This window comes from Prevotella sp. AM34-19LB (genome assembly GCF_003468525.1).
In the GTDB taxonomy this organism is placed as follows: Bacteria; Bacteroidota; Bacteroidia; order Bacteroidales; family Bacteroidaceae; genus Prevotella.
In genome coordinates, this window is the sequence record NZ_QSIG01000007.1 from 1 (window position 1) to 13,650 (window position 13,650).

At 48.5% G+C, this 13,650-nt stretch carries 11 protein-coding genes and 1 pseudogene; 5 read left to right on the top strand and 7 right to left on the bottom strand.

Translation table 11 applies throughout. From position 1 onward, the window contains the following. From DW830_RS16280 to hisG, 4 genes are all read right to left on the bottom strand, one after another. Positions 1 to 197 (bottom strand): hypothetical protein (locus DW830_RS16280; protein ID WP_233544363.1); only part of this gene is annotated, 197 nt, incomplete at its 3' end. Between the two features lie 5 nt (positions 198 to 202). Next, entirely contained in the window at positions 203 to 1,237 is a 1,035-nt protein-coding gene (hisC, locus tag DW830_RS03400) for a histidinol-phosphate transaminase (protein WP_119248871.1), read from the bottom strand. A gap of 9 nt (positions 1,238 to 1,246) precedes the next feature. Next, entirely contained in the window at positions 1,247 to 2,530 is a 1,284-nt protein-coding gene (hisD, locus tag DW830_RS03405) for a histidinol dehydrogenase (RefSeq protein WP_119248872.1), read from the bottom strand. Between the two features lie 55 nt (positions 2,531 to 2,585). Next, positions 2,586 to 3,437: an ATP phosphoribosyltransferase gene (gene hisG / locus DW830_RS03410; protein ID WP_117662076.1), complete on the bottom strand. Its 852-nt coding sequence runs from the start codon at positions 3,435 to 3,437 to the stop codon at positions 2,586 to 2,588. Positions 3,438 to 3,542: 105 nt separating this feature from the next. Between hisG and DW830_RS03415 the strand changes: the two genes are divergently transcribed. Beyond that, positions 3,543 to 4,904 carry a transglycosylase SLT domain-containing protein gene (locus tag DW830_RS03415; protein WP_119248873.1) on the top strand — a complete coding sequence of 454 codons (1,362 nt, stop codon included), beginning with the start codon at positions 3,543 to 3,545 and terminating at the stop codon, positions 4,902 to 4,904. A 160-nt stretch (positions 4,905 to 5,064) separates the two neighbouring features. Here DW830_RS03415 and DW830_RS03420 read toward each other — a convergent pair whose 3' ends face one another. From DW830_RS03420 to radA, 3 genes are all read right to left on the bottom strand, one after another. Continuing rightward, positions 5,065 to 6,186 carry a TlpA disulfide reductase family protein gene (locus DW830_RS03420; protein ID WP_119248874.1) on the bottom strand — a complete coding sequence of 374 codons (1,122 nt, stop codon included), beginning with the start codon at positions 6,184 to 6,186 and terminating at the stop codon, positions 5,065 to 5,067. 37 nt (positions 6,187 to 6,223) lie between these two features. Beyond that, positions 6,224 to 6,877 (bottom strand): 7-cyano-7-deazaguanine synthase QueC, encoded by a 654-nt coding sequence (queC, locus tag DW830_RS03425; protein ID WP_119248875.1) that lies wholly within the window; start codon positions 6,875 to 6,877, stop codon positions 6,224 to 6,226. Positions 6,878 to 6,975: 98 nt separating this feature from the next. Next, the gene (gene radA, locus DW830_RS03430; protein ID WP_119248876.1) at positions 6,976 to 8,460 is read right to left on the bottom strand and encodes a DNA repair protein RadA; all 1,485 of its coding nucleotides are present in this window, start codon (positions 8,458 to 8,460) and stop codon (positions 6,976 to 6,978) included. 333 nt (positions 8,461 to 8,793) lie between these two features. On the opposite strand from radA, the gene DW830_RS03435 reads away from it, so the two are divergent. The 4 genes and pseudogenes from DW830_RS03435 (at position 8,794) to DW830_RS03450 (ending at position 13,575) form a co-directional block, all read left to right on the top strand. Then, positions 8,794 to 10,041 carry a phosphoglycerate kinase gene (locus DW830_RS03435; RefSeq protein ID WP_118312158.1) on the top strand — a complete coding sequence of 416 codons (1,248 nt, stop codon included), beginning with the start codon at positions 8,794 to 8,796 and terminating at the stop codon, positions 10,039 to 10,041. 151 nt (positions 10,042 to 10,192) lie between these two features. Beyond that, complete coding sequence (locus DW830_RS03440) at positions 10,193 to 11,887, top strand: putative transporter (RefSeq protein WP_119248877.1); 1,695 nt, start codon at positions 10,193 to 10,195, stop codon at positions 11,885 to 11,887. A 193-nt stretch (positions 11,888 to 12,080) separates the two neighbouring features. After that, positions 12,081 to 13,103: an OadG family protein gene (locus DW830_RS03445; protein ID WP_158573421.1), complete on the top strand. Its 1,023-nt coding sequence runs from the start codon at positions 12,081 to 12,083 to the stop codon at positions 13,101 to 13,103. Positions 13,104 to 13,111: 8 nt separating this feature from the next. Beyond that, positions 13,112 to 13,575: pseudogene (locus tag DW830_RS03450) on the top strand (biotin/lipoyl-containing protein). The last annotated feature ends 75 nt before the right edge of the window (positions 13,576 to 13,650 follow it).

Consider the following 13,650-nt stretch of genomic DNA (forward strand, 5'->3'; position numbering starts at 1 on the left):
GGCAAAAGCTTTAAATATGAAGAAGCTTTTGCCCTTACAGGGCGACTTTGTAAAAATCCAATTATACCCAGGGTGTTACCCTGGGCTAGGAGCTTCTGCCCTTTCAGGGCGTGCTTCACAAATGCTAGTATTGTCTCAGTGCCCAGGGCGTGCTTCACAAATGCTAGTATTGTCTCAACGCCCAGGGCGTGCTTCACTAATGCTAGTATTGTCTCAACGCCCCGAGCAACTCAGCATTCTCTGTCTTGTTTCCGATGGTGATTCTCAGACAGTTGCCGCAAAGCTGAACCTTATTGCGGTTTCTTACGATGATGCCCTGTGCCACCAGATAATCGTAGATGGCCTGCGCATCCGTAACCTTTACCAGGAAGAAGTTGGCATCCGTAGGATAAACCTTCACGGTGATAGGCAGATCCAGGAAGGCAGCCATCACCTTCGAACGCTCCTGAAGGATGTTCTTCATCCACTCATCCACTTTCAGCGGATTCTTCAAAACCTCAAGTGCCTGCTGCTGGGTAAGCAGATTCACATTATAAGGATACTTCACCTTATTGAATATGTCAATAATCTCCTTGCTGGCAAACGCCATACCCAGACGAAGCGCAGCACAACCCCATGCCTTACTCATCGTATTGAGCACGATGAGATTAGGGAAATGCTTCAGCACACCACGGAAGGTGCGCTCGGAAGAGAAATCGCTATAAGCCTCATCTACAATGACAATACCATCAAAGAGACGAAGCACCTCTACGATAGCCTCGCGATTGATGTGATTGCCCGTCGGGTTGTTAGGGCTGCAGAACCATACCACCTTGGTATTCTCATCGCAGACATCAATGATCTTCTCGGCAGAAATCTGATAGTTCTCATCGAGCAACACAGAGCGATACTCCACATCGTTGACATCAGCACACACCTCATACATACCGTATGTAGGAGCGATGGCTACCACATTATCCTTGCCAGGACGACAGAACACACGGTAAACCAAGTCGATGGCCTCATCCGAGCCATTGCCCAGGAAAATCTGGTCTTCAGCTACCCCCTTGATCTTACTCACCTGCTTTTTCAGTTCCACCTGCAGTGGGTCAGGGTATCGGTTATAAGGGTCATTATAGGGATTCTCGTTGGCATCGAGGAAGACGCGGGCATTTCTGCCAGCGAATTCCGTGCGAGCGCAACTGTAAGGTGCCAAGTTCCAGATGTTTTCTCGGCACAAGTCTTTTAAATCTTTCATTCCTTACTTTTATTTTAGACTTTTTACTCTCAATCTCATGGCGTTGGCATGTGCCTCCAACTGCTCGTTCTCCGCCATCGTCACCACTGCATCACCTATGTTACGAATACCTTCTTCCGTGAGATGCTGGAAGGTGATCTTGCGGTTGTAACTGTCGAGGTTCACGCCATTGTAAGCCAGTGCATAGCCATGGGTTGGCAGGGTATGATTGGTACCGCTGGCATAGTCACCGGCACTCTCACATGCATAGTTGCCCAGGAATACGCTGCCCGCATTCACCACTTTCTCGGCAAGCTGCTCATAATCAGCAGTTGCAATGATGAGATGCTCAGGGGCATAGGTATTGCAGAGATCGATGGCTTCCTCTTCGTCCTTCACAAGGATGAACTTGGAGTTGTCCAATGAGGTCTGCGCCATCTCCTTACGTGGCAACTGTTCCAACTGCATTTCCACTTCCTTCTTCACATCTTCCAAAACCTTTTCGGAGGTAGTGATGAAGAAAACCTGAGAGTCGAAGCCGTGCTCAGCCTGCGACAAGAGGTCGGCAGCCGCAAAGACAGGGTTGGCAGTTTCATCAGCGATAAGACAAACCTCCGAAGGTCCTGCCGGCATATCGATAGCCACATCGTGGAGAGAAACCTGCTGCTTGGCAGCCATCACAAACTGGTTGCCCGGACCGAAGATCTTATATACCTTAGGCACACTTTCTGTTCCGTATGCCATCGCACCGATGGCCTGCACGCCGCCAGCCTTGAAAATCTTGCTTACGCCAGCAATTTTTGCCGCCATCAGGATAGCTGGATTCACCTTACCCTCCTTGTTAGGAGGTGTGCAGAGAACAATCTCCTTGCAACCGGCAATCTTGGCAGGAGTGGCGAGCATCAATACGGTGCTAAACAAAGGTGCAGTACCACCAGGGATATACAATCCCACCTTCTCTATCGCCACGCTCTTCTGCCAGCAGGTGACACCAGCACAGGTTTCCACCTTCTTACCCTCAAACTTCTGGCTCTGATGGAATGCGGCAATGTTATGATGAGCGAGGTGCAAAGCGTCTTTCAGTTCTTGAGAAACCAGTTGCTCAGCCTCTTCGATTTCAGCTTCAGTCACAGCCAAAGAATCGAGATGGGCATGATCAAACTTCTCCTCGTAACGCTTCACGGCTTCATCGCCATGGTTCTTCACATCGTCGAGTACACCTTGTACGGTCGCATTCAACTGCGATACATCCAGGTGTGGGCGTTCTACAATCTCGCTCCATTCCTCCTTTGCAGGATACTTTATTACCTTCATTCCTTATTATACTTTGAAATTTATTAATACATTGAACTTTGCAAACAGTTCAATGTTACAATATCATCTTTTCAATTGGTGTCACCAGGATGCCCTGTGCACCGAGTTCCTTCAACTTACCGATGATCTCCCAGAAACGCTTCTCATCGAGCACGGTGTGGATAGAGCACCACTCTTCGTCTGCCAATGGGATGATGGTAGGACTCTTGATACCAGGCAATACCTGGGTAATCTCCTCTACCTTCGCCTTAGGGGCATTCATCATCACGTACTTCTTGTCCTGGGCAGAGCGTACAGCCTCGAAGCGGAACAACATTTCGTTGAGAATCTGATGCTTCTCATCATCCATTTTCCAGTTGCCGATGAGCAGAGCCTCGCTCTTCATCACTACCTCAACCTCGGCGAGATTGTTGCTTACCAGTGTAGAACCAGAGCTGACAATATCAAAGATACCATCTGCCAGACCGATACCCGGGCTAATCTCCACAGAACCAGTGATGACGTGAATGTCGGCATTGATATTGTTCTTCTTCATGAAGTTGCGCAGGATGTTAGGATAAGAGGTAGCAATCTTCTTGCCATTAAACCACTGCAATCCTGGATAATCAATCTTCTTAGGGATGGCAAGACTCAAGCGGCACTTACTGAAACCCAATCGGTCGATAATCTGTGCGTTTTCACCACGCTCTACAAATTCATTCTCACCCACGATACCGATGTCGGCAACGCCAGAGGCTACGCTCTGAGGAATATCGTCATCGCGGAGATAGAGCACCTCCAGAGGGAAATTACTTGCCTGCACCAGAAGAGTGCGCTTTGAGGCGCTTACCTTGATGTCCGCCTCTGCTAAAAGATTCATTGTGTCGTCGAACAGACGACCTTTACTTTGTACTGCTATTCGTAACATATTTCTGTATTTTGTTTGAAAAACATTGCAAAAGTACATAAAATTGTTAGAATATGCAAATAATTTCGTACTTATATGCTTTTTTTTTGTACTTTTGCAGTCGCAATGAGAAAAAAATTATATTTATACACATTATATTCGCTGTTTTTACTTGCCAGTTGCGCTGACAAGAAACCGCAACAGGAACTCACTCCCTGGGGAACTCCCGTGGGTGAAGTGGAAGATATGGACGGTTCTGATGAAGAGGGAACTGACGAAAACGCAGCAGATGGCGATGCTGGCGCTCAGGCTCAGCAACGGGGTTTGTCGCTATCGGATATCCAGGACAATGGCGAGCTGATCATGCTTACTGTGAATGGTCCTACCACCTATTATGACTATCACAACCACGGAATGGGTCTGCAGTACCTGCTCTGCGAGAAGTTTGCCCAGCAGATTGGTGTGTCGTTGAGAGTGGAGGAATGCAAGGACACTACCGAGATGATTCAGAAACTCCAGAAGGGAGAAGGCGACATCATCGCCGTTCCCCTGCCCCGTCATATATTAAAAGGTGAAAAGTCATCAGCAGGAAAGAACAAAACGGCAGGAAAATCGGTTTCCGGAGATAGCAAGACTATCAATCTACTTTTCTGCGGCGTAACGCCTGATAAAGGCAAGACGCAGTGGGCGGTAGTTGGCGGCAACAAGAGTCTCGCCGATACACTGAACGGATGGTTCAAGCCAAAACTGATAGCCGAGGTGAAAAAGGAAGAGTCCTTCCTGCTCTCTACGGCAAGCATCCGCCGACATGTCTATTCTCCTTTCCTCAACCGTTCCAAGGGAGTCATCTCCCGCTACGACCATCTCTTTATGAGATACAGCGGAACGGCACGTATGGACTGGCGCCTGATGGCTGCACAGTGTTACCAGGAGAGTTGCTTCGACCCGAATGCCAAATCATGGGCTGGTGCCTGCGGACTGATGCAGATCATGCCATCTACCGCAGCCCACCTGGGATTACCGATGAGTGCCATCCACGATGCAGAGGCGAATGTGGCAGCAGCAGCCAGATACATGGCAGAACTCCAGGGACATTTCTCGGATGTAGGCGATCCGGCACAGCGTGCGCTCTTCGCTCTGGCTGCCTATAATGGTGGTTTTCACCATATCCGTGATGCAATGGCACTGACCAGGAAACATGGTGGCAACCCACAGAACTGGGGACATGTAAGAGAATACGTGCTGCGCCTTACCCAACCCGCCTATTATGGAGACCCTGTGGTGAAATATGGTTATATGCGAGGTACAGAGACGGCAGATTATGTAGATAGAATCCGTGCCCGCTGGAGCGAGTACTGCGGTGGAGCCAGCTTCCACGAGAGCTATCGGGGCGGCAGCCGTGGTCCGCACATCGAAAGAGGTGCCGACTCCTTCAATGGCACACCGGTAAAATCAAAGAGAAACTATCAAAGGAAATACCATATATAAAATATGATATAGATTGGCCCCACACGGGCTGAAAGCCCAGAAGCACCTAGCCCAGGGCAACACCCTGGGTAAACATAGAGTATAACAGAAGCGCCCTGAAAGGGCAAAAGCATTAAATCTACTATGCTTTTGCTCTTTCAGGGCGCTTTGCTAATTAGAATTACTTACCCAAAACCTCATCGAGCAAGGTGTAGAATGCAGGATCCTCACCCACGATGGTCTTCACAATCTTGCCGTCAGGACCTACAACAATCTTGGTTGGGAAACCCTGGATAGCATACTTGCCGAGCACATCGCTACCCTTTGGATTATAAACGTGAATCCATGGCAACTGATGCTTTTCTACAGCAGCCTTCCACTTAGCCTCGGTATCGTTGCAGTCAACGCCCAGAATCTCGAACTTACCCTTGTACTTCTCGTAGTACTCCTTCATCTTAGGCATACCCTTGATGCACCAACCGCACCATGAACCCCAGAAATCGATGACAACATACTTGCCACGAAGACTGGAAAGAGAGAACGGCTTGCCATTGATGTCATTCAGAGTGAAGTCAGGAGCATCTACGCCAGAAGCCTGAACCTTCTTAGCCTTCTCCTCCATCTCAGCCTGCTTCTTGGCACGCTCAACGATAGGCTCATAGAAAGCCTTCATTCTACCATTCTTCACCTGAGCAGAGAGCATATCAACAGCCTTCTGCATATACTCGCAACTAGACATTTCGTCGATGAGAGTAGCACTAGCCTCGTAATCAGGATGCTGACCGATGAATGCCAACATCTTCTCCTCCTTTTCCTTTATCAGAGCAGGAGCCTTCTCCTCGTATTCCTTCATCAATGCCTCACGGTCACCACCATTTTTCATCTTCTCACTGATAGATATCTCGAAATCAGCCAACTCCTTGTCTGCTTCATCCTTCACCGCATCTACCTCAGCAAACTGCTTGTAGAAGTTACTACCCTTGATATCAAACTTTGCCTTCAGATCACCAACCAACTCAGCAGTCTCACCAGGCACACAAACCAACTCGAAAGCCTCAGCACGTCCGCCACGGAAAATCGCAGGCTGTGCAAACATCATCTGCTTAGGTTCATTCAAGGTAGCAGAATAAGTAAACTTATCCTTCTTTACCAAGATGGTATCACGCTTTTCACCTCTACCCTTATAGACGATGATGGTATCGCCCATATTCTTCAAATTAGCCTTGAGCTGGAAAGTTCCGCTCTGAGCCATCGCAGCTGTTGATGCCAACACCAAGGCTGCACTCAAAATCATTTTCTTCATTGTATCTTCTTATATCTTTGTTTTTTCCATTTTAAAACTAATCCTCATACTCCGTAGTATCCTCGATACCTGCCGCAGCCAGTGCTTCCTTGCGCTCCACGCAGGTACCGCACTTTCCGCAGTGCTTCTCGCCACCCTTGTAGCAGCTCCAGGTCTCGGCATAGTCAATACCGAGTTTCTTGCCGATGGCTGCAATCTCACCCTTGGTGATATTGGTATAAGGAGCCACCACGCGAACATCTACGAAGGTGCCAGCCTCGGCAGCCTCATCGATTGCCTTGATAAATTCAGGGCGACAGTCCGGATATATGGTGTGGTCGCCGCCGTGATTGGCGATGAGCACCTTCTTCAGATTGTTGCTCTCAGCGATACCGATGGCGATACTCAGCATGATACCATTACGGAAAGGCACCACGGTAGATTTCATATTGTCATCGGCATAATGTCCCTCAGGGATGGCATCGGCACCTTCCAGGAGAGAGCTCTTGAAATACTGATGCATGAATCCCAGATCAATGGTGATATGCTTGATGCCCAGTCGCTCGCAGTGCATCTTGGCGAAAGGAATCTCCCGCTCGTTGTGATTGCTTCCATAGTTGAAACTGATACCCAGGGCTATCTCGTCCTTCTTGTCATAGAGCAGGGTAATACTGTCCATACCGCCGCTCACAATAATTACTGAATCCTTCATTTATTTTGAACTTTTTATTTTAAAGTCAGATTATACAATATTCATAAAGTCAGATTGCACACAAAAATCTGCGGAATCCGAGAAATCTGCGTGAGATTTTACCCGAACAGGCAGCGGAACGCCTCTTCCACCTTCCTTACGGGATGAATCTCTATCTGATATTTCTTATGGTCGAAACCATGATAATTATACTTCGGAATGATGATATGCTGGAATCCGAGCTTCTCTGCCTCAGCGATGCGCTGCTCGATACGGCTCACCGGACGAACCTCGCCACTGAGTCCTACCTCGCCACACATACACCAGCCCTGCTCTATCGCTGTATCCACATTGCTGCTCAATACCGCAGCCAGCACACTCAGGTCCATCGCAGGGTCCGTCACTCGCAAGCCTCCCGCAATGTTCAGGAACACATCCTTCGCCATCAACTTGAAGCCCACTCGCTTCTCCATCACCGCAAGGAGCATATTCAGTCTTCGCTGATCGAAACCCGTTGCCGAGCGCTGGGGAGTTCCGTATGCCGCCGTGCTCACCAGAGCCTGCGTTTCCACCAGGAACGGGCGTACACCCTCAATGGCAGCACTGATGGCAACACCCGACAGTCCATCGTGGTCTTCCGTAAGGAGCAGTTCCGACGGATTGCTCACCTGTCTCAATCCTCCCTGCAGCATCTCGTAGATGCCGAGTTCCGAAGTACTTCCGAATCGGTTCTTGATGCTTCGCAGGATGCGGTACATATAATGCTGATCACCCTCAAACTGGATGACGGTATCCACAATATGCTCCAGGATCTTCGGACCAGCCAGGGTTCCCTCCTTATTAATATGTCCGATCAGGATAACAGGAATACCGCTGGTCTTGGCAAATCTCAGGAGCGATGCTGCGCATTCACGCACCTGGGATACAGAACCAGGAGAACTATCCACACTCTCTGTAGCAATTGTTTGGATAGAATCGATAACTATCAGTTCTGGAGCCACTTGCTGAATATGGGAAAAGATTTTCTCTAACTGTGTTTCACAGAGAATCGTAATATGATCGAAGGCATTCTCCGGTGGGGTTCCTGCTAACAAAGCTACGTCATCTGTCGAAGTTCCCTTCAACATAGCCTGTCCCTTCGCCAGTCTGTCAGCTCTCAGCTTAATCTGATGGGCACTCTCCTCACCGCTCACATACAGCACCCTTCTATGTTTCATATTCAGGATGGTCTGCAGCGTAAGGGTACTCTTTCCGATGCCCGGTTCACCGCCCAGCAGGGTAATGCTTCCCGGCACCATACCGCCACCCAGTACGCGGTTCAGTTCCTCGTCCATCATATCGATACGCGGCTCATCCACAGCCGAAATATCCTTCAGATTCATCGGCTTGGCATCCGCGTCGGAGTGTTGCCCACCAAACATGGTAGCAGCCCCGCCATGCCTCATGGTCATGCCAGCGCTTTTAGCCGCCTGCGATCCCGAATCAGCCGCAATGCGAATCTCCTTAAAAGTATTCCATTGTCCGCAGCTAGGGCATTTACCCATCCACTTGGCACTTTCCTGCCCGCAGTTGCTGCAAACGTATGCTATCTTATCTTTTGCCATAACGATTGAATTTGTCGGCAAAGGTACAGTTTTTTTTCTTTAAACACTAAAAAAGTAACCATTTTTACATTTTATAACCATCGTTTTGCAAAGTAGATATGGCAAAAAAGCTTATCTACCACAAAAAATCTTTAAATCGTAGCAGAAAGATTTGGTAGTACCGATTATTTTTGTTACTTTTGCCTACGGAAAGAGTTTGTTACGACCCGATACCACACCTATTTTATATAGTATGCACATAGGAGCCTGATAAGCTCACTAGTCGTAGGGCAAAGGTCGTTTCAGCAGTAAACAGGGTTAATAATATAATACTAATATAAAAATTTAGGTAAAATGAAAATTGAGAATTTTAACTTTGCTGGTCACAAGGCAATCGTACGCGTTGATTTCAACGTGCCATTGGATGAGAATGGTAATGTAACAGACGACACTCGTATCCGCGGTGCCCTCCCTACTTTGAAGAAGGTACTCGCAGACGGTGGTGCGCTCATCATGATGAGCCACATGGGTAAGCCAAAGGGCAAGGTTAAGCCAGAGCTTTCACTCTCTCAGATTGTTAAGAACGTATCAGACGCTCTCGGTGTAGAGGTTAAGTTTGCTAAGGACTGCGGTAACGCTGAGGCTGAGGCTGCTGCCTTGAAGCCAGGTGAGGCTCTCCTGCTCGAGAACCTTCGTTTCTATCCTGAAGAGGAAGGCAAGCCAGTAGGTGTAGAGAAGGGTACTCCTGAGTTCGACGCTGCTAAGGCTGAGATGAAGGAGCGTCAGAAGAAGTTCGCTGCCAAGTTGGCTTCTTACGCTGACGTATATGTAATGGACGCATTCGGTACAGCTCACCGCAAGCACGCTTCTACAGCTGTCATCGCAGATTCTTTCGACAAGGATCACAAGATGCTCGGTTTCCTGATGGAGAAAGAGGTAAAGGCTGTTGACGCAGTACTCGGCAACATCAAGCGCCCATTCACAGCTATCATGGGTGGTTCTAAGGTTTCTACCAAGATCGGTATCATCGAGAACTTGTTGACTAAGGTTGACAACCTGATTCTCTGCGGTGGTATGACTTATACATTCTCTAAGGCTCTCGGCGGCAAGATCGGTATGTCTATCTGCGAGGATGACAAGCTCGATGTAGCTCTCGACGTAATCAAGAAGGCTAAGGAGAACGGTGTAAACCTCGTACTCGGCACAGACTCTATCTGCGGTGACGACTTCAAGAACGACTGCAATACCCAGGTTTGCCCATCTAACAACATCCCTGACGGCTGGGAGGGTATGGACGCAGGTCCTGAGACTCGCAAGGCTTTCGCTGCAGCTATCAAGGGTGCTAAGACCATCCTCTGGAACGGTCCTGCAGGTGTATTCGAGTTCGACAACTTCGCAGGTGGTTCTAAGGCTATTGCTGACGCAATCGCTGAGGCTACTAAGGAAGGTGCATTCTCACTCATCGGTGGTGGCGACTCAGTAGCTTGTATCAACAAGTTCGGTTTGGCTGACCAGGTATCTTATATCTCTACAGGTGGTGGTGCTCTCCTTGAGGCTATCGAGGGTAAGGTATTGCCAGGTGTAGCAGCTATTGAGAAGTAATCAATAGGTATCTATATAAATTGAGTTCGGGGGCATCCCATCCGTGGATGTCCTCGAATTTTTCAGTATAAGATACCCCACCTTAATAATCACGAAACAGTATTCCCTTTATTCAATATATTTATTAAAACCGAAAATTTAAAAGAAATTAATGGATTGGATTATTAATCTTTTCACCAACACAGAGTCGGTGGCTCACATCGCCCTGCTCTACGCAATCGTGATTGCGATTGGTGTATATCTGGGAAAGATCAAGATTGGTGGCATCTCGCTGGGTGTTACCTTCGTGCTCTTCGCAGGTATCTTGGCCGGACACGTGGGCTTCACAGGGCCCAAAGAAATCCTTACCTTCGTGCAAGACTTCGGATTGATTCTCTTCGTCTTCATGATTGGTTTGCAGGTGGGTCCTGGCTTCTTCGAGAGTTTCAAGAAAGGTGGTGTGACGCTGAACATGCTTTCTGCCACAGCTATCCTGCTCAACATCCTCGTGATGTTCGGATGCTATTACCTATTCTTCGACACCAGCAACCCACAGAACCTGCCTATGATGGTGGGTACCCTCTATGGTGCGGTTACCAACACCCCAGGTCTTGGTGCTGCCAACGAGGCATTGCTCAGTGTTTTCCCTAACGGTGCTCCTAGCATCGCCAACGGTTATGCCTGTGCCTATCCTCTGGGTGTGGTTGGTATCATTGGTGCTACCATCCTCATCAAGTACATCACCCGCGTGGATATGGCTGCAGAAGAAGAGCAGCTCAACGAGGAGGAGGCTGCCAACCCTCATGCAAAACCTCACAATATGCACCTGCGCGTGGAGAATACCTACATTGCAGGCAGAACGCTGAGAGAGGTTTCAGAGTTCCTGAACCGAGACATCGTCTGCTCAAGACTCCTCCACGACGGAGAAGTGAGCATCCCTAACAGCAAGACCACCTTCGAGGTAGGCGACGAGCTGCTCGTGGTTTGTGCTGAGGCTGATGCCGAGGCCATCAAGGCTTTCATCGGTCCTGAGATTGATGCAGAGTGGGACCGCGAGAAGGATGAGGTTCAGCACTTCGTATCCAGAAGAATCATCGTTACCCGTCCTGAGATGAACGGTAAGACCCTGGGCAAGATGCACTTCTCCAGTGTATATGGTGTGAACGTGACCCGTATTTCCCGTCAGGGTATGGATCTCTTCGCAAGCCGTAACCACCACTTCCACGTGGGCGACCGCGTAATGGTAGTAGGTCCTGAGGAGAATGTAAACCGTGTGGCTGAAATCATGGGTAACTCTGTAAAGCGCCTCGATGCGCCTAACATCGCTACCATCTTCATCGGTATCATGGTGGGTATCATCTTCGGTTCTCTCCCATTCGCTATCCCAGGCATGCCAGTGCCATTGAAGCTGGGTATCGCAGGTGGTCCGCTCATCATCGCCATCCTCATCGGCCGTTTCGGTTATCGCATGAAGCTGGTTACCTATACCACTACCTCCGCCAATATGATGCTGCGAGAGATAGGACTGGTACTCTTCCTGGCGAGTGTAGGAATCAAGGCTGGTGCCGGATTCTGGGACACTGTAGTTCAGGGCGACGGATTGAAGTATGTGGGATGCGGTTTCCTCATCACCATTATTCCTATCCTCATCGTGGGTACCATCGCCAGATTGAAGTTCAAGTTCAATTACTTCACCATCATGGGTATGCTTGCCGGTACTTATACCGATCCTCCTGCATTGGCTTATGCCAACGCATCATGCTCTAAGGAGGCTCCAGCCGTAGGTTACTCTACCGTATATCCATTGAGTATGTTCCTCCGTATCTTTACAGCCCAGATCGTGGTGCTGTTCTTCTGCGGAGCATAAACGCTTACAAAAGTTAACAAAAGAACTGGTAATAGTTATAAATTATAAAAGAGGTGCACAAAGATAAAAATTTGTGCACCTTTTTTGTTGTCTTTTCACAAATTATTCGTAACTTTGACGCATTAAAACAACAGACAAGAAAACCTAATGTGATTTTCTTAAAAATGAAAACTTCTAAAACGTTGATATGCGTATGAAGAAATTGGGATTTTTGATAACCATGCTAGTCATCGCATCCTTGCCCGCTTGGAGCCAGGGAGCCAAGAGCATCCGTATTACGGAGGTGATGACCCACAACCGTACCAACCTCGTAGATGAGTACGGTCAGCACAAACCATGGGTGGAATTGAGCAATTCCTCCTTTACCACGTATAACGTACGTGGTATGTTTCTAACCACCGACCGACGGGTTCTCAACAAGAATCTTTCGCCCGAAGCACGCCGACAGCTGATGTGCCCCCTGCCGAACAACGAGCCCCGAACCACACTGGGCGGCAAGAAGAGTATCGTCATCTTCGACAGCAGTTCCTGGTACAAAGATGGCTGGAACGGACAGCTTTGGAAGGCAAAGGATTATTCCAACAAAGGTCCTTTCCATCTCAATCTGATTCTACAGGAAAAGAAGCCTAACTGGATAGCCCTCTATGACGGAAATGCCGTGGATCTGATAGACTCCGTAAGCGTACCAGTATTGGCTGCCGACGAGAGCTACGAACTGAGCCAGGATTTCAAGATATGGGAGAAAGCCATAGCTGGAGCCATCACCCCGGGCTATCTGCCACAACACGTAGGTCTGAGCAAGGCACAGCTCCTGAAGAAGCAGGATCCACACGGCATCGGCATCTCCGTGCTTTCAATGGGCATCGTATTCTCATGTCTCGCCCTCCTCTTCATCGTATTCTGGGCATTCGGAGCCTATATGAAACACAAGCAGCGCATCGCCCGTGCTACAGAGAAGCACGCCACCTTATTATATAAGACCAGCAAGAAGACCATCGAGGTTACGCAAGACCTGAGTCATAAGACCAATATTCTGCTGAAGGATGGTCTGGAGACCAAGGGTATCGACAAGGAGATCTACATGGCAGTCATCTCGCTCGCCCTCAAGGAATACCTGGAGGACGTGCATGATGTGGAATCCGGCATCATCACCATCAAGCCTAAACAGACAAGATGGAATGCTCCGAAATTCAATAATATCAATAACTCTAAATAAAAGAAACTATGGCAAAGTATCAATATACAGTGAAAGGTGTCGATTATGAAGTCGAAATACAGGATATAGAAGGCAATATCGCCAACGTAACCGTGAATGGCATCCCATTCGAAGTGGAAATGAAACAGCCGGTGAAGGCTGGCAGGCAGAAAGTGAAATTAAGTGAAGAAAGAAAAGTGAAGAATGAAGAATTCAACAGCTCTTCTGCTACAGCTAATGCGAGTTCTACACCTACCGCCCAACCTGCTGCAGCTGCGTCCGGCAAGCCAGTGGTAGCCCCTCTGCCTGGCACCATCAACGAAATCAAGGTGAAGGTGGGCGACAAGGTGAACGCAGGCGATACCGTCGTGATTCTCGAAGCCATGAAGATGCAGAACAACATCGAGGCAGAGACTTCCGGAACCATCACCGGCATCAACGTCAATAAAGGCGATGCGTGATGGAAGGAGATACACTGGTAACTATCGTCTAATAAGCGAAAAAGCAGGAACAACTATGATTACTTTTTCAAAAAGAATACTAATCATAAAGTTCAATGTTCAACTTT

Coding starts and splice junctions, on each gene's coding strand:
- DW830_RS03415 (WP_119248873.1), top strand. CDS start 3,543: ATGAGAAAAAAATTATATTTATACACATTATATTCGCTGTTTTTACTT.
- DW830_RS03440 (WP_119248877.1), top strand. CDS start 10,193: ATGGATTGGATTATTAATCTTTTCACCAACACAGAGTCGGTGGCTCAC.
- hisG (WP_117662076.1), bottom strand. CDS start 3,437: ATGTTACGAATAGCAGTACAAAGTAAAGGTCGTCTGTTCGACGACACA.
- DW830_RS03420 (WP_119248874.1), bottom strand. CDS start 6,186: ATGAAGAAAATGATTTTGAGTGCAGCCTTGGTGTTGGCATCAACAGCT.
- hisC (WP_119248871.1), bottom strand. CDS start 1,237: ATGAAAGATTTAAAAGACTTGTGCCGAGAAAACATCTGGAACTTGGCA.
- radA (WP_119248876.1), bottom strand. CDS start 8,460: ATGGCAAAAGATAAGATAGCATACGTTTGCAGCAACTGCGGGCAGGAA.
- hisD (WP_119248872.1), bottom strand. CDS start 2,530: ATGAAGGTAATAAAGTATCCTGCAAAGGAGGAATGGAGCGAGATTGTA.
- queC (WP_119248875.1), bottom strand. CDS start 6,877: ATGAAGGATTCAGTAATTATTGTGAGCGGCGGTATGGACAGTATTACC.
- DW830_RS03445 (WP_158573421.1), top strand. CDS start 12,081: ATGAAGAAATTGGGATTTTTGATAACCATGCTAGTCATCGCATCCTTG.
- DW830_RS03435 (WP_118312158.1), top strand. CDS start 8,794: ATGAAAATTGAGAATTTTAACTTTGCTGGTCACAAGGCAATCGTACGC.